The organism is Rhodococcus sp. SORGH_AS_0301 (assembly GCF_030818285.1).
GTDB lineage: Bacteria > Actinomycetota > Actinomycetes > Mycobacteriales > Mycobacteriaceae > Rhodococcoides.
In genome coordinates, this window is sequence record NZ_JAUTAC010000002.1 from 45085 (window position 1) to 67089 (window position 22005).

Genomic DNA, 22005 nt, shown 5'->3' on the forward strand with positions numbered 1-22005 from the left:
CGGACAGGAGTCGACATGTCGTTCTCGATGAGCACACGGGCTGCCGTCGCGGCCACCCTGGTCGCCGGCGCCGCGGTGCTGGGGGCATGTTCGGCTCCGGACCAGGTGACGTCGGCGACGGCGGTTCCGGCGCCCGCTGACACCTCGGTCGTGACGCCGACGGGGACATCGGTCGTGGCGCCGATCGAGCCGCCCACCGGTGCAGCGTCGGATCAGCCGGACGCAGAGGAACAGCCGGTCGAGCAGTCGCCGTCGGCAGAGTCGGCAGACCCGGCGGACGCACTCCCGCGTCCGGGGTCGCAGGAGGTGTCGGTGGATCCCGAGCTCTTCCGCGACAATGGCGGGGCGGGTGAGGGGTACTACTTCCGGACGCCGTCGGGGAATGTGTCGTGTGGGCTCTTCCCGAACGGAACCTCGGTCGGATTCCTGGGATGCCAGGCCGTGTCCAGTGTCGCTCCCGACGAGGGCGAGGTCTGCTCGAACGGTGCCACCAGCAGGTACGCCGTCCGTGTGGAGAGCGCCGGGCCGATCCACTACTGCACGAATCAGGGCTATTTCACCGGCTCGGAGAACATCCGCACATTGCAGTACGGCGAGGTGATCAACACGGGGCAGAGCTTCTGCGTCTCTCGGGAGGACGGAGTCGCGTGCGCCCGCGTCGGCTCGAACGCGTTCTTCCTCTCCCGTGACGAGAACACCACCCTGCGGTGACATCGGTCAGCGGTGGTCGATCGTCGTGCGTATCCGCGTCGTCGACGGGGCCGCGGGTGTCGACCCGAATCCGAATCGCACCGGCGGCTCCACCGGCGACAGGTGTCCCAGATCGTCGCCCTTCCACGATGTCGTCGCGCCGACGATGCTGCGCTGCCCTCGCGCTCCGTAGTATTCGCGCCGCCCACCGCCGGCGGTGCCCCTGGTCCGCACGCCGCGCATCACGACCCGCGCGATCGGGTCGCTCACCGTACAGAACCAGGGTGCGGTGACCACCGACGTCGGTGCGAGGGTGAGCAGTCGACCCAGCAGTGTCGGGCCGCCGATCTGGAAGGACACCTCGAGATCACCCGCGGAGACGCCGACTCGGTCACCTCGGCGGTGATACGAGACGTCGGTGATGGTCGTCGTGTCGAAGTGGTAGGTCGCGGTGACGAACTCGCGGACCGCGTCGGACGGTGCCAGCAGAAGGCGCTCGCCGTCCGCGAACTCGACCATGACATCGGTGAAGTCGCCCAGCGGCGACGACGTCCAGTGGCCGACGACGATCCTGGTTCCGCTGGAGGTCCCGATACCGGCGATGTCGCCGTCGAAGATCGATCGTGTCACCGGCTCGACAGTAGCGTCGACGCGGCACTGTGAGGCGATCGAGGTTCGGGGGAGCCCCCGACTGGGCATCATGGAGGCATGGCTGACACTGCGACATCCGAATCCGGCGGGGCTCCGACCATCTTCGTGCTCTTCGGGGCGACGGGAGACCTTGCCAAGCGCATGGTGCTGCCGGCGTTCTACGAACTTGCGCAGGAAGGACTGCTGCCCGAGCAGTGGGCGTTGGTGGGCAACGGTCGAGGTGAGAAGACCGACGACGAGTTCCGCGAGCACATCCGCGCGGCGCTCGAGGAGTTCGGTCCCGGGGAGGGTGTCGACAGCATCGACGAGAAGGTGTGGTCGTCGTTCGCGGACCGTGTTCGCTTCGCGGGCAACGGATTCACCGCCGACGATCCGGGTGACCTGCCGTCGGTCATCGGAGACGTGAAGGACGAGCTGGGCGGCGACGTGCAGCTCGTGCACTACATCGCGCTGCCGCCCTCGACCTTCATCGACTACACCGAGGCGCTCGGCGCACACGATCTCGCCGAGGGCGCGCGGGTGGTCTACGAGAAGCCGTTCGGCACGTCGCAGGAGAACTTCGAGAAGCTCGACGAGGCGGTCCATGCCATCGTCGACGAGAAGCAGGTCTATCGGATCGACCACTTCCTCGGCAAGGAGAACACCCAGAACCTGCACATCCTGCGCTTCGCGAACGGGATGATCGAGGGGATCTGGAACCGGGAACACGTGGAGCAGGTGCAGATCGACGTGCCGGAGACGCTGGACATCGACGACCGTGCCGAGTTCTACGACGCCACGGGTGCCGTGCTCGACATGTTGGTGACGCACCTGTTCCAGGTCGCGGCGGAGGTGGCCATGGAGCCCCCACTCAGCCTCGGTGCGGACGACCTGCAGACTGCCCGCGAGTCGGTCATCGCGGCGTTCCGCCCGCTCGACACGTCCGAGGTGGTCCTCGGTCAGTACCGCGGCTACCAGGACGTCGAGGGGATCGCGGACGATTCGTCGACCGACACGTTCGTCGCCGCACGCATGTGGGTCGACACCGACCGGTGGCGCGACGTTCCCTTCGTCCTGCGCACCGGCAAGATGCTGGGAACCAGCACGCAGCGGGTGTCGCTGGTGTTCCGTCGCCCCGAGGGACCGGTGAAGCACCTGCCGGCCGACGGCGCCGTGCTGACGTTCGACCTGTCGGGCGACGGCCGAGTGGACATCGCCATGACGGTCAAGGAGCCCGGCCCCGGCGAGGACCTCGGGATCGGTCGGATGTCGCTCGACCTGTCGACGGTGTCGGACGCCGAGCCGCTGTCGCCCTATTCACGACTCATTCTCGACGTACTCGACGGTGACCGGTCGTTGTTCACCCGTCCCGACGGACTGGCTCACGTGTGGGAGGTCGCCGCACCGTTGTTGACCTCTCCGCCGGCCGTGCTCCCGTACGAGCCCGGCTCGATGGGACCCGAGGCAGCGAACGACTTGGCCTCTCCCTGTGGTTGGTTGGTGACCGGAGACAAGTGACTCGACGGTAAGGTCGACCGCTCCCGAGAATCCGGACTTTTACGGCAGGAAACCATTCCTTTCACGGTCGCGGGCATTTACAGTCCAGCCCACGGCCATCGGGGCCGTCGCCGTCATTCCTGGCGCGGTGTAGGAGAAGGGACGACGGATGTTTCTCGATCTGATTCTCGGTGGTGGGACCGACGGTGGCCTGCTGAGTGGTGGACTGCTCGGTGGCGCACTGGATTCTGTGCTCGACGGTGTGGGAGGACTGCTCGACGGTCTTCTCGGAACCGGCGGGACCGGTAGCGGCAGCTGATCTCCGCGACGCCCCGCGATGGTCATGCTCGGGGAACGAGCATGACCATCGCGAGGTAGAGCAGGGCGACGGTGCCGAACGAGACGAGGGCGCCGACCACGGTGAGGGCGCGCACCAGGCTGGGATCCCATCCGGTGTACGCGGCGACACCGCCGCAGACCCCGGCGATCCAGGCGTCGTCTCGGCTTCGCGTCAGCTGCGTGGTGTGGTTCGGGTTCGGGTGGACGGTGGAGTTGCTCTCGTGGAATGTCATGTCTCCATCCTGAGTTCCGCCCGGGCGCTGCACCATCGGTGACCACCCCGAGACGTACCCTGAAACTCCGCCTGTCACGGCATCTGCTGTTCACCCCGTGATCACCGTCCCGTCTCCGGCGGCTCGTAGGTTCCTGGCGTGACCGCTCTCGATGACTTCGCCCTGTCCCGGATCGTGGACCTCTCGGACACCTCGTCGTTCAGCGTGCGGGACGACGACGACGACGACCCCGTGTTGCTGACCGGTGACGGAGTCCCGGTGGACACCTGGCGCCAGGCGTACCCGTACGACGAACGGATGCCGCGCGCGGAATACGAAGGTACGAAACGTCTTCTGCAGATCGAGTTGCTGAAGCTGCAGATGTGGATCAAGGAGACCGGTGGCCGCCACGTCATCGTCTTCGAAGGTCGCGACGCCGCCGGCAAGGGCGGCACGATCAAGCGCTTCATGGAGCATCTCAACCCTCGCGGCGCGCGGGTGGTGGCACTCGAGAAGCCGTCGCCACGCGAGTCGACGGAGTGGTACTTCCAGAGGTACGTCACCCACCTACCGGCTGCCGGAGAGCTGGTCCTGTTCGACCGCTCCTGGTACAACCGGGCCGGCGTGGAACGTGTGATGGGATTCTGCAGCGACGAGCAGTATCACCGATTCCTCCACCAGGCACCGTTGTTCGAGCAGATGCTCGTCGACGACGGAGTGCAGCTGACCAAGTTCTGGTTCTCGGTGTCCCAGCTCGAACAGCGGACGCGCTTCGCCATCCGCCAGGTCGATCCGGTACGGCAGTGGAAGCTCTCGCCCATGGACCTTGCCTCCCTGGACAAGTGGGACGCGTACACGAGGGCCAAGGAGGACATGATCCGGTTCACCCACACCGATCACGCCCCCTGGACGACGGTGAAGAGCAACGACAAGAAACGCGCCCGCCTCGAGGCGATGCGCTTCGTGCTGAACAGCTTCGACTACTCGAACAAGGACCACGAGGTGGTGGGGCGCCCGGATCCGTCCATCGTCGGACTTGCGGAACCGGACACCGACTGACCTAGCGGGTACCGCCCCCGAGCGTCCGCCACAGGAACGTGTACGCCAGCGCGGACTTGAATGCGGCCTGCGCGTTGTCGGCCGCACCGCCGTGGCCGCCCTCGATGTTCTCGTAGTAGGAGACGTCGTACCCGTACTCCTCGAGGATGGCGTCCATCTTGCGCGCGTGCCCGGGGTGCACACGGTCGTCCCTCGTCGACGTCGTGATGAGGATCGGCGGATACACACCGATCGAGTTCCCCGGCGGTGCGACGTTCTGGTACGGGCTGTACTCGGAGATGAAGGCCCACTCGTCGGGATCGTCGGGATCTCCGTACTCGGCCATCCACGACGCCCCGGCCAGCAGGCGGTGATACCGCTTCATGTCCAGGAGCGGCACCTGACACACGATGGCGCCGAACGACTCCGGGTACTTGGTGAGCATGATGCCCATGAGCAGGCCGCCGTTGCTGCCGCCCTGCGCGCCCAACTGGTCCGGGGTGGTGATGCCGCGCTCCACCAGATCGCTCGCGACCGCCGCGAAGTCCTCGTGCACCTTGTGTCGACCGGACTTCAGCACCTCGGTGTGCCACGACGGCCCGTACTCGCCGCCGCCGCGGATGTTCGCCACCACGTAGGTACCGCCCCGAGCCAGCCAGGCCGCGCCGACCACGCCGCTGTAGGAGGGGGTGAGTGAGACCTCGAAACCGCCGTATCCGTAGAGGAGGGTGGGGCCTGCGGCCGTCGGACGGTCCTGCGTTCCGGGGTTCCGTACGACGAAGTAGGGCACGCGTGTGCCGTCGAGTGAGGTGGCGAAGTACTGCTCGACCGCGAGGCCCGTGGTGTCGAAGAACGCGGGAGCGGACTTCAGGACCTCGGGATCGGTCCCGACGGTGCCCACCAGAAGAGTGGACGGAGTGAGGTGGCCGCTCGCGTCGAGGAAGTACTCGTCACCGCCGAACTCGGGGTCGGTGCCGATGACGGTGACGTCGACGGCGTCCGGGAGTCCCTGCAGGCGTTCGGAGGTGACCGTGTCGCCCAGCGTCACCACGTGCACGCTGGAACGGACGTCCTCGAGCAGCACCATCAGCAGATGGTTCTCGGTCCACGCGTACTGGTGCAGCGACGTGCGGGCGTCGGGAGCAAAGAGGACGATCAGATCCCTTGCACCGGAGAGAAACTCGTCGATCTTCGCGGCCACCAGCGACCCTGCGGCGTACTCGGTGCCGTCGACGGTCCATGCGGTCGTCAGGCGAACGGTCAACCAGTTCTCGTGCAGGGACACCGAGGCATCGGTGGGCACGTCGAGGACCGTGGTCGATCCGTCGTCGTGAAGAATGGAGGTGACGGCATTGAAGAAGTCGGTAGCGCGCTGGACCAGGCTGCGCTCGAAGCCGGGCGTCGCATCGTGCGAGGCGGACACCGCGACGTCGGTCTGCTCACCCTCGTACACGACTGGAGCCTCCGCGAGAGGAGTTCCACGGAGCCACCGGTGTGCGCGCCGGGGGTACCCGGAATCGGTGAGCGACCCGGGTCCGAGATCCGTGCCGACGAAGACCGTGTCCGCGTCGATCCAGTCGATGTCCGTCTTGGCCTCGGGGACGACGAAGCCACCCTCGTCGGGTGCGACGAAGGAGCGGGACGTGAGCGAGTACTCGCGGATCACCGATGCGTCCGCGCCGCCGCGCGACAGGGAGATCAGCGCGCGGTCGAACGACGGACGGAGCACCTGCGCGCTCTTCCACACCCAGTTCTCGCCCTCGGCCTCGGCGAGAGCATCGAGATCGATGATGACGTCCCAGGCGGGACTGTCCTTCCGGTACTCCTCCATGGTGGTGCGCCGCCACAGCCCGCGGGGGTGCGACGCGTCCTTCCAGAAGTTGTAGAGGTGGTCGCCGCGCTTGCGCGCGTACGGAATGCGCGCGTCGGTGTCGAGAATGCTCCGGATGTCGGTCTCGAGCGTCCGGAACTCGTCGTTCGCGGTGAACTCGTCGACCGTGCGCTCGTTACGGGCGCGCACCCACTCGAGGGCGGCGTCGCCGGTCACGTCTTCGAGCCACTCGTACTTGTCGGTCACATCGCTCATTCTGCCCGCGGTCGCCCTCGCGCGAGCAGGACGGCGCACCTACAGTGTCGAGGTGACCGAACCCGACACCGAGGTGCGCTCTCAGCAGGGGCTGGACCGCATCGTGTTCTTCTCCGACGCGGTGGTGGCGATCGCCATCACGCTCGTCGTGCTCCCCCTCGTGGACAGTGCCCGCGACACCCCGGAGGGTGCGGGAGCGTTCCTGCGGGAGAACGGCTACGCACTCGTCGCCGCGGGCATCAGTTTCGCGGTCATCGCGGGGTTCTGGCGCGATCATCACGCGCTCTTCACTCGTGTCACGGGGTACGACGAGGTCGTCGTGCGGCTCAACCTCCTGTGGCTCGCCGGCATCGTGCTGATGCCCGTGGCGACTGTGCTGGAGGTCGCGGCTCCCCACGGGGACCCGTTGTCGGTGGGGCTGTACCTCGGGGTCATCGCCGTGACCATGATCGTGTCCCGTCTCCTCGCAGCACGCGTGCGTGCTGCGGGCTTCCTGCGTGGAGATCTGCGTCCCGGCGCGCGCGGCGCGGCGGTGCCCTGGGTTCCGGTCGTCCTGTTCCTGGTGGTCTCCGCGGTGGCGCTGCTCGTCCCGTCTGTGGGCCTCTACGCACTGCTCGCGATGCTGTTCGCCCCGTTGCTCTCTCGCGCGCTGGCCGGGGGTGCGCGGTGACAGCGCTGTGGGAGCAGCACACCTGCCTGCCGCTGTACGCGGACACCGACATCACCGAACTGGCGCGGTACGAGGCGGGGAGTTACCTCTCCGTCAACGTCGGCTACTCGCCCCACACGAAGGCGTCGGCGACGGAGTTGGCCACGACGTGGAGTGCGCGGGCACTCGCGGACGGTCGCTTCCTTCCGGCCCGGAGCGTGGCCGACATCGACGAGGCCCGACGACGGGGACTGCGTGCCCTCGCCTTCGACCTCGAGGACTCCGCTCCTCTGGACGGCGACCTCGACAACGTGCGCTACTTCGTCGAACTGGGCGTGCGCTCGATGCTGCCCACCTACAACCATGCGAACGCCGCGGGATGCGGATGCCTCGACGCCGTCGACACGGGTCTCACCGCCCACGGACGCGACCTGATCCGGGCGATGAACGAGGCGGGCATGGCAGCGGACGGGTCGCACTGTTCCCGGCGGACGGGGCTCGACATCGCCGCGACGACGTCCCGGCCGATGATCTACAGTCATTCCAATTTCGCTGCGCTGTGGGAACATCCGCGGAACATCACCGACGAGCAGGCGCGTGCGTGCGCCGACACCGGCGGCGTGGTCGGCATCAACGGGGTGGGCATCTTCCTCGGCGTCAACGAACCCGAACGTCGCGCGGATCGGGTGCGCGCGATGGCCGACCACGTCGAGTACGGAGTCGACCTGGTCGGGATCGATCACATCGGTGTCGGCAGCGACTACTCCTTCGACCACGAGGACTTCAACACCGAGTTGGCACTCCACCCCGAGGCGTTCTCCGAGGAGTACACGAGATACGGGGCACTGCAGTGGGTTCCGCCCGAGGACACCCACACGCTCCCGGCCGTGCTCGCCGAGCGCGGCTGGGACGAGAGTGCGGTGGCGGCTGTGTTCGGCGGCAACTTCCGCCGCGTGGCCGACGCCGTGTGGACCTGACGCCGGCTGGACCCGACCCTGTCAGGCGGGCGTCAGGCGGAAGATCGGGAACTGTCGCCCCTCCGCCGTCGTCGTGTACTCGAGGAAGCCGGGGGACGCCGAGGTGAACTTCGCCCAGTGAGTCTCCCATTCGTCGTCGGGCACCTCGGTGACGTCGACGGCGATGGTGCGTACGGTCGCGTCGTCGCCGGGGACCTCCATGTCGATGCGTGGGTGAGCCCGGAGGTTGTGCACCCATGCGGGATCCTTCACCGCCCCCGCCGCGGAGCCCACCACCAACCAGGTGCCGTTCTCGGAGATCGCGAAGAGCGGGTTCAGCCGCACCTCGCCGCTCCGTGCACCGATCGAGTGCAGCACCACGAGGTTGTCGCCGAACCCGGCTGTCGCCACGTGTCCACCGTTGTCGCGGAACTCCGCGATGACCATCGAGTTGAAGTCGCTCATGGTGGTCATTCTGGTGTCCTCGTCGTCGCGACGACCATCGATCCGGAATAACGATTCGACACACCCGTTGCACCAGAGGAGCGGGGCGCCCGCGGGTGGCTTCACCGCCCCCGTCGCGGGGTACTCCGCGCACACGAGCACGAACTCGGATCACGAACAACGAACAGGAGTTCACGCACATGAGCCACGTTCCTTCCCTCTCCCTCAACGACGGCCGGTCCATCCCCCAGCTGGGTTTCGGCGTCTTCCAGATCGAGCCGGAGAAGACCGCCGATGCCGTCCGCACCGCGATCGAGGTGGGCTACCGCCACCTGGACACCGCGCAGATGTACGGCAACGAGAAGGAGACCGGCCAGGGAGTGAAGGACTCGGGCGTCTCTCGTGACGACGTCTGGATCACCAGCAAGCTGAACAACGGCTTCCACCGCCCCGACGACGCCCGTCGCTCGTTCGACGAGACACTCGAGAAGTTGGGCACCGACTACATCGACCTGTTCCTCATCCACTGGCCGCTGCCGACGCAGTACGACGGTGACTACGTCTCCACCTGGAAGGTGCTCGAGGAGTTCACGAAGGACGGACGGGCGCGCAGCATCGGTGTCTCGAACTTCCAGGTGCCGCACCTCGAGAAGCTGGCGCAGGAGACCGAGACCGTCCCGTCGGTCAACCAGATCGAGGTCCACCCGTACTTCTCGAACTACCAGGTGCGCGCGTACGGCGCGGAGCACGGCATCGCCACCGAGGCGTGGTCACCCATCGCACAGGGCAAGGTTCTCGATGACCCCGAGCTCGAGCGCATCGCGAAGGACGTCGGCAAGACCACCGCGCAGGTCACCCTCCGCTGGCACATCCAGCGCGGCGACATCATCTTCCCGAAGTCGGTCACGCGCGAGCGCGTCGAGGCGAACTTCGACATCTTCGACTTCGAACTCGACGACCGTCAGATCGCCGACATCTCGGCGCTGGACAAGGGTGAGGACGGCCGCACCGGCCCGAACCCCGACACGTTCGACATGATCCCCGACTGAGTAGAGCCGCTGAAATAAAGACACGAAAGGTCCGGTTACCAGCCAGTAGCCGGACCTTTCGATGTGTGTCCGGATCGACGGGACTAAGGTGGACAACCGTGACCTCACACTATGACGTCGTCGTTCTCGGAGCCGGACCCGGTGGGTACGTCGCAGCCATCCGCGCGGCGCAGCTGGGCCTGAAAACCGCCATCATCGAGCAGAAGTACTGGGGCGGTGTCTGCCTCAACGTGGGCTGCATCCCGTCCAAGGCTCTGCTGCGCAACGCCGAACTGGCGCACCTGTTCACCAAGGAAGCCAAGCAGTTCGGCATCTCCGGTGACGTGTCGTTCGACTTCGGCGCTGCCTACGATCGCAGCCGCAAGGTCGCGGACGGTCGCGTCAAGGGCATCCACTTCCTGATGAAGAAGAACAAGATCGACCAGCTCGACGGCAAGGGGTCGTTCACCGACGCCAACACCATCGAGGTGGAGCTGACGAAGGGTGGCAGCGAGACCGTCACCTTCGACAACGCGATCATCTCCACCGGCAGCACCACGAAGCTGCTGCCGGGAACGTCGCTGAGCGAGAACGTCGTGACGTACGAAGAGCAGATCATGACGAAGGAGCTCCCGGGCTCCATCCTCATCGTCGGCGCGGGCGCCATCGGCATGGAGTTCGGGTACGTCCTGAAGAACTACGGCGTCGACGTCACCATCGTCGAGTTCCTCGATCGCGCGCTCCCGAACGAGGACGAGGACGTCTCCAAGGAGATCGCCAAGCAGTACAAGAAGCTCGGCGTGAAGATCATGACCGGCGCCGCGGTGCAGAGCATCGACGACGACGGCAGCAAGGTCACCGTCGCGATCAAGAACAACAAGAGCGGCGAGACCGAGACGGTCACCGTCGACAAGGTCATGCAGTCCGTCGGATTTGCTCCTCGCGTCGAGGGATTCGGGCTCGACAAGACGGGCGTCGAGGTCACCGATCGCGGGGCCATCGCCATCGACTCGGTCATGCGCACCAACGTGCCGCACATCTACGCGATCGGTGACGTGACGGCGAAGCTGCAGCTCGCCCACGTCGCCGAGGCACAGGGTGTCGTGGCGGCCGAGACCATCGGCGGCGCCGAGACGCTTCCCATCGACGATTACCGCTTCATGCCGCGCGCGACCTTCTGCCAGCCCCAGGTGGCCAGCTTCGGTCTCACCGAGCAGCAGGCCAAGGACGCCGGCCACGACATCAAGGTCGCGACGTTCCCCATGACGGCGAACGGCAAGGCACACGGACTCGGCGATCCCACCGGCTTCGTCAAGCTCATCGCCGACACGAAGCACGGCGAGCTGCTCGGCGGGCACCTCATCGGACCCGACGTCTCGGAGCTCCTCCCGGAGCTGACGCTCGCGCAGAAGTGGGACCTGACGGCCACCGAACTCGCGCGCAACGTGCACACGCACCCGACGCTGTCCGAGGCACTGCAGGAGGCCATCCACGGCCTCGCAGGGCACATGATCAACTTCTGATCTTCCGACGAGAACACCCCGGCCGCTCACGAGCGACCGGGGTGTTCTCGTCTGTGCAGCTACTGGTAGTCGCGGGGGATGCGCAGTGTCGTGATCGTGGTGGCGAGTCCGTCGTACTGGGTCACCAGCAGCACGAACTCGATGAGCGATCGGGACGACCAGACGGTCGTCAGCTCGGTCCACGTGGCGTCGGACAGATCGCGCGTCGACACCAGCTCGTCCACCGCCCGCAGGATCAGGGCGGTCCGACTGTCGAGACCCGGAGCGTCGGGACCGGCGGCGATGGCGTCGGCGAGGGCGTCGTCGATGCCGGCGCGCGCGCCCAGACGGAGGTGATGGTCCTGTTCGTACCGGCAGTCGCGGAGTGCGGCGACCCGCAGGATCACCGTCTCGGTGTCCTTGCGGGGCAACCCACCGAACGGCATCAGGCGGCCGCTGTAGAACAGCCAGGCGCGGAAGAGGCCGCCCGTCTGTCCCAGAGTGGAGAACAGGTGCATGTCGCCGGTGCGGGTGACCGCGCCGGCCAGTCGGGCGATGCCCCAGTTGACGGGACGCAGCGAGCGGAGGGTGGCCGGAGGGGTGCGGTGTCCTGTCACGTCGCTGAGGCTAACACCCGAGTCGTCCGCCTCTCGGTGATCTGATGTCAAGAAGTCTTGACGCCTAATGACAAGTGGAGTTGACTCGGATCATGGTCGTGACGAACCGGGTGCGGGAGTTCCGTAAGTCGTCGCGCCTGACCCAGGCGGAACTGGGGCGGGCGTGCGGAGTGAGCCGGCAGTCGATCGTCTCGGTCGAGGGTGGCGACTATTCGCCCAGCGTGTACCTGGCCCTGAAGCTGGCGGGAGCGCTCGACTCGACGGTCGAGGATCTCTTCCCGCTCACCCCCGATGATCGGCTCGAACCTGAGGAGGAATCGACATGAGCATCTTCACCTCGTCAATGCGAATGGTCGGCGATCTGGACAGCGAGTTCTATGACGACGAGCGTCAGAGAGACGTGTGGAACGAGGCAGCCGCCGTGGGTCTGCAATTGCACATCTTCGGCGGGCTGATCGCCGCCGCCGTCCTCCCATGGGTTGCCGGTCCGACAGGTGCGTGGATCGCGTTGGGTATCATCGTCTTCGGTGCGGTCGTGAACTACGCGACCATCGGGTACGCCAAGTCCAAGAACGTCGACCTGTTCGCAGAGTCGCGGTGGTTCACGGCGCGTGCCAACGTGACTGCCGCGTTGATGCTCGTCGCATTCGTCGGCATCGGCGTGACGCTCGCTCCCGACAAATACCTGCCGAGCCGCGCGGGAGCCGACACGTGGGCGGGCCTGGTGGTCGGGGGGATCGTCGGCGGCGGAGCGGTGGCGCTGATGATCCGGCGCAGCCGCCGTCGCAAGCAGCAGTTCGAGACCGAAGAGTACTGAGTCAGCGAATGGTGTACGGCGACACCGAGCTTCGATGTTCGTCGATGTCGAGTTCCTTGCCCAGCGGCGGGAACGCACGCTGCGGGCAGTGGGCACGCTCGCACACGCGGCATCCGGCGCCGATCGGCGTCGCCACGGAGGATCCGTCCAACTCCAGGCCGTCGGCGTAGACCAACCTATTTCCGTGACGCACTTCGCATCCCAGACCGATGGCGAAGGTCTTGCCGGGTTCGCCGTAGCGCGCCGCTCGCCGCTCCACCGTGCGCGCGATCCACAGGTAGCGCCGACCGTCGGGCATCTCGGCGATCTGGGTCATGATCTTGCCCGGGTAGGCGAACGTCTCGTACACGTTCCACAGCGGGCACGTGCCGCCGCTCGACGAGAAGTGGAACCCGGTGGCCGACTGGCGTTTGGACATGTTGCCGGCACGGTCGACCCGGACGAACGAGAACGGGACCCCGCGGAGCGACGGCCGCTGCAGCGTCGAGAGCCGGTGACAGATGGTCTCGTAACTCACCGCGTAGTAGGCGGAGAGTCGTTCGATGTCGTACCGGAAATCCTCCGCCACCTCGTGGAAGCGCGCGTACGGAAGCACGGTCGCCGCGGCGAAGTAGTTGGCGAAGCCGAGTCGTGCGAGTGCCCGCGACTCCGCGCCGGTGAAGCCCCCGTCCTCGACCATGCTGCGGATCAGGTCGCCGTTCTCCAGGTACGCGAGTTCGGCCGCGAAGCGGAACACCTTCTGGCCGGCCGACAGTCGCGGGGAGATCTCGAGAACACGGGTCCGCGCGTCGAAGCGGTGCAGGACGTTCTCGCCCAGGTCGATGCGCTCGATGACCTGGACGTCATACAGATTGCGGAGCCGTTTGGCTATCTCGGCCGCGACGTCCGCCCGGTGGAAACGCAATCGGTTCGCCAGGTCCTCGGCCGCACGATCGAGTGCGTCGAGGTAGTTCTGGCGTTGGTAGAAGTAGTCGCGGACCTCCTCGTGCGGTTTCGAGATGGATCCGCTGCCGCTGCCGTCGGCGAAGCGGTCCTCGGTCGCCGCCGCGAGTTGGGCGGTGGTGTTGCGGTACCGGCGATGCATGGTGACCATCGCTCGCGCCATCGCCGGGTGGTCGGCCACGAGTTCGGCCAGCTCGTCGATGTCCGCGTCGACTCCGACGTCCTGGTCCAGGGTCACCTCGCGGAGTTCGGCGACGAGCCTCGTGTCGTCCTGGGTGGAGAAGAACGTGGTGTCGACTCCGAACACTGCGGTGATGCGCGTCAACACCGCTGACGACAGCGGTCGGACGTCGTGCTCGATCTGGTTGAGGTAGCTGGCCGAGATCGCGAGCTGCTTGGCGAGCGCCGCTTGGCTCAACCCTCGCTCGACCCTCAGTTGGCGAAGCCGGCCGCCGACGTAGGTCCGTGCCATGCGGACAGTCTAGGACGCCCCCGGCATTACCCCGTCTTAGCCAGGTCCTTGCAGGTGAGACGGGTTTCAGGTCTGGTCTGTCACACACGGGCGCGCCGGGGAAGACGGGCGCACACTGGGCGTTGCAGGGGGCAGATGTGCAGTGCACGTGAGAGACGACTGTGAGGAGAAGCGAGATGGCCCACTCGGTACGACAGGAAATTGTCCGCGACGCGGTGGTGCTGGTGGCAGGCACCGTTCTGGTGTTGTCGACGCTCTGGCTCCCGGTGCCCCACCGCAGCGAGGTGGCCGGCGCCATCCTCGTGCTGGGTCTGCTGGCGGCATTCTCGGCGCTGTGGGCCATGGGCAGTGCATCGCGCTCGAGCCATTGGGCCCACGTCGTACTCGGTGTCGTGCTGGCGACGTCACCCGTCGTCCTCGCATTCCCCGCCGGTGCTAGCACGGCGGACTACTACGCGCTCGTCGGCGGCGTCGTGATCGCGGCGATGGGTGTCCTGGGAGTGCTGACCGAGCGTCGTCGGGTCGCTGCGACGGCCTGACGCACCAGAAAACAGTACGAACGTACGGTGACGGTGGTCACAGCCGGCCGCGGGCGACGCCGGGAGTGAGCGTGTCGCACGGCGATCTCGTCGGTGTTCGGTATTGCGTGCATTTCGTTCCCGAACTGCGGTTATCAGGTTACTGACGGGTACGGAGTCGCCACGACACTCGCGACGTTCTTCGCAAGATTCGCAGAACGCGCGTACTGCTTAGCGTAGATTTACAGTCGCAGCAGGTAGACACCACTTTTTCTCTGTGCCATCGTGGGGTCGTACATCCGATATGCCTGGCAAGCCTGCGAAGCACGAGCACGCTGCCGACGCAGACGCAACAGAGACGGAGCTTTTCGATGTCGACCACCGGCACACCGAAGACCACGGAAGAGATCCAGAAGGACTGGGACACCAATCCCCGCTGGAAGGGCGTCACCCGCAACTTCACCGCACAGCAGGTGTCCGACCTGCAGGGCAGCGTCGTGGAGGAAGCCACGCTCGCGCGTCGCGGCTCGGAGATCCTCTGGGATCTCGTGAACAACGAGGACTACATCAACTCGCTGGGCGCCCTCACCGGCAACCAGGCCGTGCAGCAGGTGCGCGCCGGCCTCCAGGCCATCTACCTCTCCGGCTGGCAGGTCGCCGGTGATGCCAACCTCTCGGGCCACACCTACCCGGACCAGAGCCTCTACCCGGCCAACTCGGTTCCGAGCGTCGTGCGTCGCATCAACAACGCTCTTCTGCGCGCCGACGAGATCGCCAAGGTCGAGGGTGACTCGTCCGTGAAGAACTGGCTCGCGCCCGTCGTCGCGGACGCCGAGGCCGGCTTCGGTGGCGCGCTCAACGCCTACGAGCTGCAGAAGGCCATGATCGCGGCCGGCGCCGCAGGCGTGCACTGGGAGGACCAGCTCGCCTCGGAGAAGAAGTGCGGCCACCTCGGTGGCAAGGTGCTCATCCCCACCCAGCAGCACATCCGCACCCTGACCTCCGCGCGTCTCGCGTCGGACGTGGCCGACGTGCCGTCCGTCATCATCGCCCGCACCGACGCCGAGGCAGCCACGCTGATCACCTCGGACGTCGACGAGCGCGACCAGGAGTTCCTGGACGGAACCCGCACCGCCGAGGGCTTCTTCGGCGTGAAGAACGGCATCGAGCCCTGCATCGCCCGTGCGAAGGCCTACGCCCCGTACGCCGACCTCATCTGGATGGAGACCGGCGTGCCGGATCTCGAGGTCGCCAAGAAGTTCTCCGAGTCGGTCCGCAGCGAGTTCCCCGACCAGCTGCTCGCCTACAACTGCTCGCCCTCCTTCAACTGGAAGGCGCACCTGGACGACGCGACCATCGCGAAGTTCCAGAAGGAGCTCGGCGCGATGGGCTTCAAGTTCCAGTTCATCACCCTCGCCGGCTTCCACTCGCTCAACTACGGCATGTTCGATCTGGCGCACGGCTACGCCCGCGAGGGCATGACGGCGTTCGTCGACCTGCAGGAGCGCGAGTTCAAGGCAGCCGAGGAGCGGGGCTTCACCGCCATCAAGCACCAGCGTGAGGTCGGCGCCGGCTACTTCGACCGCATCGCCACCACCGTCGACCCCAACACGTCGACCGCAGCCCTGAAGGGCTCCACCGAAGAGGGCCAGTTCCACTGATCCGCCACTTCGAGGTTTCAGCGCACTAGTCAGGCGGCTCGCGACATTCGTTGCGGGCCGCCTGTCTCGTATCTGCGGGCTTCGCCCGTGCCCGAGCAGAGTTACCCCCGTCTCACCCTCTCGCGTTGTCGCGCAGGGAGTCCCATTTCGAAGGAGTTTTCGTGGCCGTGGACAAGATCGAACGTGTCGGGATCGTCGGCGCCGGACAGATGGGGGCCGGAATCGCCGAGGTGTGCGCACGCGCCCACGTCGACGTGATCGTGTTCGAGCAGACACGCGAACTGGCTGCCGCGGGCAAGGCGCGCATCCTGAAGTCGCTCGACCGCGGCGTCAGCAGCGGCAAGATCACCGAGCGCGAACGTGAGCAGGCCGCCGCACGGTTGACCTTCACGTCCGAGCTGTCCGACTTCGCCGATCGCGAGATCGTCGTCGAGGCCGTGCTCGAGGACGAGGGGATCAAGACGGCTCTCTTCGTCGAGCTCGACAGAGTGGTCACGGATCCCGACGCGGTGCTCGCCTCCAACACCTCGTCGATCCCGATCATGAAGCTCGGCGTGGCCACGACCCGCCCCGAGCGGGTCATCGGCATGCACTTCTTCAACCCGGTGCCGGTTCTTCCTCTCGTGGAACTCATCTCGTCGCTGAAGACGTCCGATGCCGTCCTGGCACGCGCGGAACGTTTCGCGGCCGACGTCCTCGGCAAGCAGGTCGTCCGCGCGGCGGACAGGTCCGGCTTCGTCGTCAACGCTCTGCTGGTGCCGTACCTCCTCTCGGCGATCCGCATGGTCGAGTCGGGCTTCGCCACGCGCGACGACATCGACAAGGCCACGGTGCTGGGCCTCGCGCATCCCATGGGCCCGCTCGCACTGTCGGACCTCATCGGGCTCGACACCGTGAAGTCGATCGCCGACTCGATGTACGCCGAGTACAAGGAACCGCTGTACGCGCCGCCGCCTCTCCTGCTCCGCATGGTCGAGGCCGGCCTGCTGGGCAAGAAGACCAGTGCCGGGTTCTACGAGTACGTCAACGGTCGCATCGCGACCTAGTCCGGGGCCCGATGTTTGTCAGGCGTCACTGAACTCCCGAGAAACCGACTCGATCCCCGTTCTGCCGCGCTAGTTTTCAGCGCGGCGCACCACCTGCGTCCGACTGACTCGAGACGTACGGGGGGATCGACATGGCGCGCAGCATGCCGCTCGTCTCCCGCGTCACCACCGGCACCCGCACGCTGGGTCGTTTCGCCGACCTCGTGGTCGCTGCGTTCGGCCACCTGGTGCGGGACCTGGTGGGCCTGCGCTTCGCCTGGCGCGAGTTCCTCGACCAGGCGTGGTTCATGGTCACGGTCACCGTGCTTCCCGCCGTTCTCGTCTCGGTGCCGTTCGGCGTCATCGTCTCGGTCCAGGTGGGCAGCCTGACCAATCAGATCGGTGCCACGTCCATCGCGGGCGCCGCGGGCGGCCTCGGAGTCATCCGCCAGGGAGCGCCCATCGTGACCGCGCTGTTGCTGGGCGGCGCAGCAGGATCCGCGATCGCGGCCGATCTCGGTGCCCGCACGGTGCGCGAGGAGATCGACGCGATGCGCGTCATGGGCATCGACCCGGTGCGTCGGCTCGCGACTCCCCGGCTCGCCGCCATGCTCGTCGTCGCACCGCTGCTGTGCTCGCTGGTCATCTTCATGGGTCTGGTGTCCGGGTATGTCGTCAACGTCGGGTTCCAGGGCGGTACGCCGGGCAGCTACCTGTCCTCCTTCGCGTCCTTCGCCTCGACCACCGATCTGGTCGTCGCGATGGTGAAGGCCGAGATCTTCGGCATCATCGTGGTTCTCGTCGCGTGCCAGCGCGGATTCGAGGCCACGTCGGGCCCTCGCGGTGTCGCGAACGCGGTGAACGCCTCGGTCGTCGTCGGTGTGCTGTCGGCCTTCATCGTCAACGTCCTCGCCACCCAGTTGGTGTCGATGTTCCTTCCGCAGCGGCTCGGGTGACGCCATGACCGTCGCCCGCTACACCCCGCCCGGCACCGCGCCGCTCGTCCGCGGCGGCAAGCGCATCGCTCGCGTACCGCTCGGGCTGGTCGAGCACCTCGGGCATCAGCTCACCTTCGTGTGGCAGGTGCTCGTCGCGATCCCGCACACCCTGCGTGCCTACCGGCGCCAGACCATGATCGTGCTCACCGACATCACCTGGGGCAGCGGTAATCTCGTGGTCGGCGGCGGTACCGTCTCGGTGCTGGTCATCCTCGGCGTGGCCGTGGGGTCGTCCATCGGGATCGAGGGTTACAACGCCCTGAATCTCGTCGGCATGGGTCCTCTCACGGGCTTCATCTCGGCCTACGCCAGCACGCGGGAACTCGCCCCGATGATCGCCGCGATCGGGTTCGCCTCCCAGGCGGGATGCCGCATGACGGCGGAGATCGGTGCGATGCGCATCTCCGAGGAGATCGACGCGCTCGAGGTGGTGGGGATCCGCTCGATCCCGTTCGTCGTCACCACGCGCGTCATCGCCGGCGTGGTCACGATCATCCCGCTGTACCTGCTCACGCTGATCCTGAGCTACGTCTCGTGTGCGTTCATCGTCGCCGCGTTCGGCGATCAGTCGTCGGGGACGTACGACCACTACTTCTCGGCGTTCCTGCAGCCGTCGGATCTGCTGTACTCGCTGCTCAAGGCCACCATCTTCGTCGGCGCCGTCATCATGATCCACGGCTACCAGGGCTACTACGCGACGGGCGGACCCGAGGGTGTCGGCCGTGCGTCGGGCCGCGCGATCCGCGCGTCGCTCATCGTCATCGTCGTCCTCGACATGATCCTCACCGTGGTCATCTGGGGAGTCGACGTCGGCATCAGGATCTCGGGGTAGGGGATCATGGCAGTCTTCGACGATCTGTCCCGCAGATCCGCGGGCCCTCGCTCGCTCCGGGTACGTGGCCTCGTGGTGGCCGTCGTGCTCGTGGTCCTCGGCGTGGTGCTCGGCAAGTACGCCACCGGTGACTTCGAGTCCCGTTTCGATCTCACGATCGACAGCACCGCCGTCGGTGACGGCCTCGCGGTCGGGTCGGACATCAAGTACCGCGGACTCCCCATAGGCCGTGTCGACGAGATCGAGCCGCTCGGGTTCGGATCGCAGCGAGTGCACGCCCACATCGAGCCGGCCGTCGCCTCGGTCCTGACCGACGACGTCACCGCGCGGTTCTCCTCCGCGACGGTCTTCGGAGCGACGGTCATCGAATTGTACTCGGAGGGAGAGGGATCCCCGCTGCGCGAGGACACCGTCCTGGCGCTGGGCGACGACACCGAGACGGCGACGGTCACCGGCGTCTTCCGCCGACTCGCCGATCTGACCGACGTGCTGGACGCGGACAACACCGAGCGGGTGCTCGACCTGGCGTCCCGCGTGTCGTCGGAGTTCGGCGACAGCCTGAAGCCCTTCTTCGACACCGCGCAGATGATGGCCGAGACCCAGCGTGCGCCGCTCGCCTGGAAGCTGCACCGCGGTGGTGAGTTGGCGGACGGGCTGGGCGCCTCCATCGGACCGGTCACCGACGTGATCGACCAGGTCGTCACCAGCAGTGAGTACTTCGAGAATCCGGAGAACAGTGCGCGGGCGATCAAGGCCATGTCCGGACTCGGATCCGGCCTCTCGATCCCACTGGGAGATCTGTTGCGCGACAACGGTCCGTACCTCCGCCCGCTGCTCGACACCCTGCTGGACGTGTTGCTGCCGGTGGCGCTCTCGGCGGGAACGCTCGCGCCGGCATACCAGCGTGTGCCCGACGTGATCTCCGGCGTCGAGGACGCTTTCCCGAACGTCGACGGCCGGACCCAGCTGCAACTTCAGGTGATCGTGAAGAACATGCCCGCCATGGCCGGTCCGGCGGAAGCCTTCGCGGCGCGACTGGGCGGTGTGCTGTGACGCGATCGTCGGTGGTGGGGACGCCGGTGGCGACCCTGGTGAAGCTCGGTGCGTTCGCGCTCGTGGCCGTGTTGTGTCTCGTCCTCGTGGGCGGCGCGCTGCGCAACGGCGGCGGCGACGACCGGTCGACGTTCGACGCGCGTTTCGACGACGTCTCCGGTCTCTACGCCGGTGACGACGTCCGCCTCTCGGGCGTGCTCGTGGGGTCGGTGAACGACATCGAACTCGACGGGAACCGGGCCAGGGTGTCCTTCGAGGTCGACTCCGACCGCCCGGTGCTCACGACCACGAAAGCTGCTGTGCGCTACCAGAACCTGCTGGGTCAGCGGTATCTCGAGCTCATCAGCACCGACGACTCGGGATCCGAGTTGGCACCGGGGTCCTCGCTGGCGGACGACATGACCGTGCCGTCGTTCGACATCACGACGCTCTTCGACGGGTTCCAGCCCATCTTCGAGACCATCGACACCGACCAGGTGAACCGGTTCGCGCAGAACGTGCTCGATCTCGTGCAGGGTGACGGGTCGGGCCTCGGGCCGGTCCTGCGCGACCTGGACGGGCTGACCACCTATGCCTCGCAGCGCGAGGACCTCATCGTGCTCCTCATCCGCAATCTGGGCGCCATCTCCGGTGTGGTGGCCGAGCGCTCGGAGCAACTGGGTCGACTGTTCGCCGAACTCGACCGCGTGGTGTCGACGTTCGCCGACAGGGCCGACACCCTGCTCTCGTCCGTCGACGACATCAATTCCGGTCAGGGACCGTTCATCTCGATCGGAGAGCAGTTGCGCGACACCTACGACTCCGAGTACGGCCCGGTGGATTCGGCGTTCAGGCGGCTCGTACCGGGAGCTCAGCAACTGGTGGACCTGCTCGCGATGGTGCCCAGTCTGCTGCGCGGTGTCGGCCAGACGGTGCGCAACGCCCCCGAGGGGCAGGTCTCCGCGTGCTCGGCCGGCGACACCGAGATTCCCGGCATCGGCTCGGTCGTGCTCGGAACCCAGCGCCTGGTGGTGTGCCGATGAGCTCCGTGCGTCAGGGAAGCCAGACCGTCTGGGGAATCGTGGGCGTGCTCGCGCTCGTCGTCGCCGTGGTGGCCGCCGTCGTCGTGTACTCGCTTCCCATCGGGCATCGCACGTACACAGCGGCATTCGAGACGACCGGCGGAGCGCACGCCGGGGACGACGTCCGCATCGCCGGTATCTCGGTGGGATCGGTGACGTCGATGAAGCTGGACGGCGACCACGTCCAGGTGGCCTTCGAGGTGGACGAGAACGTCGAACTGGGCGACGCGACGTCGCTCGGGGTGCGCCTGCTGACGCCGGTGGGGGGCCACTACTTCTCGCTGACTCCCGGCGGTACCGGAGAGCTGCAGGACGGGGAGATCCCGCTCGAGCACACCCGCGTGCCGTTCTCGCTGTCCGACACGGTCGAGGCGGCGACACCGATCCTCCGCGATCTGGACGGAACGTCGTTGCGGCAGAACATCGCCGAGATCGATCGGGCCGTGCAGGCTCAGCCGGAGTCGATCCGTGACATCACCACGACCCTGACGTCCATGACCGGTGCGATCGCCGATCGCCAGGACGATCTCGACCGGAGCCTCGACGTGGCCGACGAGTACATCGGCGAACTGGCGACCGATCGCGAGATCCTGCTGGGGCTGCTGAAGCAGATCGGCATCATCACCTCCAAGCTGGGCGCGAAGCGCGCCGACGTCGCCGCGGCCGCCGACAAGCTCTACCGGCTGTTCTCGCTCCTGCACCGACCGATCATGGCGCTCGACGAGGGGCTCGGCCCCACGATCGACGAGGTCGAGAATCTCGTGGCGTCGCTGAAGGAGCGTACGGGGTCCATCGACGACGCGATCTCCGCGGGCCGCGAGTTCTCCGAGTCCATGGCCGGCCTTCTCGACACCGGCGCCGGGCCCGTCATCGACCGCAGTGCCGCCGTCGTCACCGGATCGACGCTGTGTGTCCCGGTTCCCGGAAAGGTGTGCTGA

The 22005-nt window shown here is 66.8% G+C and carries 24 protein-coding genes; 18 read left to right on the forward strand and 6 right to left on the reverse strand.

Going from position 1 to position 22005, the window contains the following annotated elements; all coding sequences use genetic code 11:
• The first annotated feature begins 27 nt into the window (after positions 1-27).
• Positions 28-711, forward strand: a complete 684-nt coding sequence (locus QE397_RS00900; RefSeq protein WP_307091106.1) for a hypothetical protein — start codon at positions 28-30, stop codon at positions 709-711.
• Between the two features lie 6 nt (positions 712-717).
• Here QE397_RS00900 and QE397_RS00905 read toward each other — a convergent pair whose 3' ends face one another.
• On the reverse strand, positions 718-1320 hold the full coding sequence (locus QE397_RS00905; RefSeq protein ID WP_307091108.1) for a hypothetical protein: 603 nt from the start codon (positions 1318-1320) through the stop codon (positions 718-720).
• Positions 1321-1398: 78 nt separating this feature from the next.
• Between QE397_RS00905 and QE397_RS00910 the strand changes: the two genes are divergently transcribed.
• Together QE397_RS00910 and QE397_RS00915 are read left to right on the forward strand one after the other, a co-directional pair.
• Positions 1399-2838 carry a glucose-6-phosphate dehydrogenase (NADP(+)) gene (locus QE397_RS00910; protein ID WP_222632008.1) on the forward strand — a complete coding sequence of 480 codons (1440 nt, stop codon included), beginning with the start codon at positions 1399-1401 and terminating at the stop codon, positions 2836-2838.
• 148 nt (positions 2839-2986) lie between these two features.
• Positions 2987-3136: a hypothetical protein gene (locus QE397_RS00915; protein ID WP_222632006.1), complete on the forward strand. Its 150-nt coding sequence runs from the start codon at positions 2987-2989 to the stop codon at positions 3134-3136.
• 22 nt (positions 3137-3158) lie between these two features.
• Here the strand turns inward: QE397_RS00915 and QE397_RS00920 are convergent, their stop codons facing one another.
• A complete protein-coding gene (locus tag QE397_RS00920) occupies positions 3159-3389 on the reverse strand; it encodes a PspC domain-containing protein (protein ID WP_037186123.1) in 231 nt (76 codons plus the stop codon).
• A gap of 171 nt (positions 3390-3560) precedes the next feature.
• Between QE397_RS00920 and ppk2 the strand changes: the two genes are divergently transcribed.
• On the forward strand, positions 3561-4427 hold the full coding sequence (gene ppk2, locus QE397_RS00925) for a polyphosphate kinase 2 (RefSeq protein WP_027506294.1): 867 nt from the start codon (positions 3561-3563) through the stop codon (positions 4425-4427).
• A 1-nt stretch (position 4428) separates the two neighbouring features.
• On the opposite strand, the gene QE397_RS00930 is transcribed toward ppk2, so the two are convergent.
• Positions 4429-6492, reverse strand: a complete 2064-nt coding sequence (locus QE397_RS00930; RefSeq protein ID WP_307091112.1) for a prolyl oligopeptidase family protein — start codon at positions 6490-6492, stop codon at positions 4429-4431.
• A 52-nt stretch (positions 6493-6544) separates the two neighbouring features.
• Between QE397_RS00930 and QE397_RS00935 the strand changes: the two genes are divergently transcribed.
• The gene (locus QE397_RS00935) at positions 6545-7162 is read left to right on the forward strand and encodes a TMEM175 family protein (RefSeq protein WP_285184301.1); all 618 of its coding nucleotides are present in this window, start codon (positions 6545-6547) and stop codon (positions 7160-7162) included.
• A complete protein-coding gene (locus QE397_RS00940) occupies positions 7159-8118 on the forward strand; it encodes a dipeptidase (protein WP_027506297.1) in 960 nt (319 codons plus the stop codon). Before QE397_RS00935 ends, QE397_RS00940 begins: the two co-directional genes overlap by 4 nt.
• Before the next feature lie 21 nt (positions 8119-8139).
• Here the strand turns inward: QE397_RS00940 and QE397_RS00945 are convergent, their stop codons facing one another.
• A complete protein-coding gene (locus QE397_RS00945; protein ID WP_027506298.1) occupies positions 8140-8562 on the reverse strand; it encodes a nitroreductase/quinone reductase family protein in 423 nt (140 codons plus the stop codon).
• 179 nt (positions 8563-8741) lie between these two features.
• Here QE397_RS00945 and QE397_RS00950 point away from each other — a divergent pair, with 179 nt between their 5' ends.
• Positions 8742-9590, forward strand: coding sequence for an aldo/keto reductase (locus QE397_RS00950; protein WP_222638048.1), 849 nt, complete (start codon positions 8742-8744; stop codon positions 9588-9590).
• 98 nt (positions 9591-9688) lie between these two features.
• Entirely contained in the window at positions 9689-11092 is a 1404-nt protein-coding gene (gene lpdA, locus QE397_RS00955; RefSeq protein ID WP_027506300.1) for a dihydrolipoyl dehydrogenase, read from the forward strand.
• 59 nt (positions 11093-11151) lie between these two features.
• Here the strand turns inward: lpdA and QE397_RS00960 are convergent, their stop codons facing one another.
• Positions 11152-11688, reverse strand: a complete 537-nt coding sequence (locus tag QE397_RS00960) for a carboxymuconolactone decarboxylase family protein (protein ID WP_027506301.1) — start codon at positions 11686-11688, stop codon at positions 11152-11154.
• A gap of 92 nt (positions 11689-11780) precedes the next feature.
• On the opposite strand from QE397_RS00960, the gene QE397_RS00965 reads away from it, so the two are divergent.
• The gene (locus QE397_RS00965; RefSeq protein ID WP_027506302.1) at positions 11781-12014 is read left to right on the forward strand and encodes a helix-turn-helix transcriptional regulator; all 234 of its coding nucleotides are present in this window, start codon (positions 11781-11783) and stop codon (positions 12012-12014) included.
• Positions 12011-12505, forward strand: coding sequence for a DUF2029 domain-containing protein (locus tag QE397_RS00970; protein WP_307091117.1), 495 nt, complete (start codon positions 12011-12013; stop codon positions 12503-12505). The genes QE397_RS00965 and QE397_RS00970 overlap by 4 nt, the downstream gene beginning before the upstream one ends.
• Before the next feature lies 1 nt (position 12506).
• Here QE397_RS00970 and ramB read toward each other — a convergent pair whose 3' ends face one another.
• On the reverse strand, positions 12507-13919 hold the full coding sequence (gene ramB, locus QE397_RS00975) for an acetate metabolism transcriptional regulator RamB (RefSeq protein WP_027506304.1): 1413 nt from the start codon (positions 13917-13919) through the stop codon (positions 12507-12509).
• A 176-nt stretch (positions 13920-14095) separates the two neighbouring features.
• Here ramB and QE397_RS00980 point away from each other — a divergent pair, with 176 nt between their 5' ends.
• The 8 genes from QE397_RS00980 to QE397_RS01015 all read left to right on the forward strand — a co-directional run bounded on the left by QE397_RS00980 (position 14096) and on the right by QE397_RS01015 (position 22005).
• Positions 14096-14458 (forward strand): hypothetical protein, encoded by a 363-nt coding sequence (locus QE397_RS00980; protein ID WP_307091121.1) that lies wholly within the window; start codon positions 14096-14098, stop codon positions 14456-14458.
• Between the two features lie 350 nt (positions 14459-14808).
• Positions 14809-16098, forward strand: a complete 1290-nt coding sequence (aceA, locus tag QE397_RS00985) for an isocitrate lyase (protein ID WP_027506305.1) — start codon at positions 14809-14811, stop codon at positions 16096-16098.
• A gap of 161 nt (positions 16099-16259) precedes the next feature.
• Positions 16260-17144 carry a 3-hydroxybutyryl-CoA dehydrogenase gene (locus QE397_RS00990; protein ID WP_027506306.1) on the forward strand — a complete coding sequence of 295 codons (885 nt, stop codon included), beginning with the start codon at positions 16260-16262 and terminating at the stop codon, positions 17142-17144.
• A gap of 131 nt (positions 17145-17275) precedes the next feature.
• Complete coding sequence (locus QE397_RS00995; RefSeq protein WP_051613460.1) at positions 17276-18079, forward strand: ABC transporter permease; 804 nt, start codon at positions 17276-17278, stop codon at positions 18077-18079.
• Positions 18080-18083: 4 nt separating this feature from the next.
• On the forward strand, positions 18084-18953 hold the full coding sequence (locus tag QE397_RS01000) for an ABC transporter permease (RefSeq protein ID WP_056441517.1): 870 nt from the start codon (positions 18084-18086) through the stop codon (positions 18951-18953).
• Between the two features lie 6 nt (positions 18954-18959).
• The gene (locus tag QE397_RS01005) at positions 18960-20006 is read left to right on the forward strand and encodes an MlaD family protein (protein ID WP_056441520.1); all 1047 of its coding nucleotides are present in this window, start codon (positions 18960-18962) and stop codon (positions 20004-20006) included.
• The gene (locus tag QE397_RS01010; RefSeq protein WP_307091129.1) at positions 20003-21028 is read left to right on the forward strand and encodes an MCE family protein; all 1026 of its coding nucleotides are present in this window, start codon (positions 20003-20005) and stop codon (positions 21026-21028) included. The genes QE397_RS01005 and QE397_RS01010 overlap by 4 nt, the downstream gene beginning before the upstream one ends.
• Positions 21025-22005 carry an MlaD family protein gene (locus QE397_RS01015; protein ID WP_156380447.1) on the forward strand — a complete coding sequence of 327 codons (981 nt, stop codon included), beginning with the start codon at positions 21025-21027 and terminating at the stop codon, positions 22003-22005. Before QE397_RS01010 ends, QE397_RS01015 begins: the two co-directional genes overlap by 4 nt.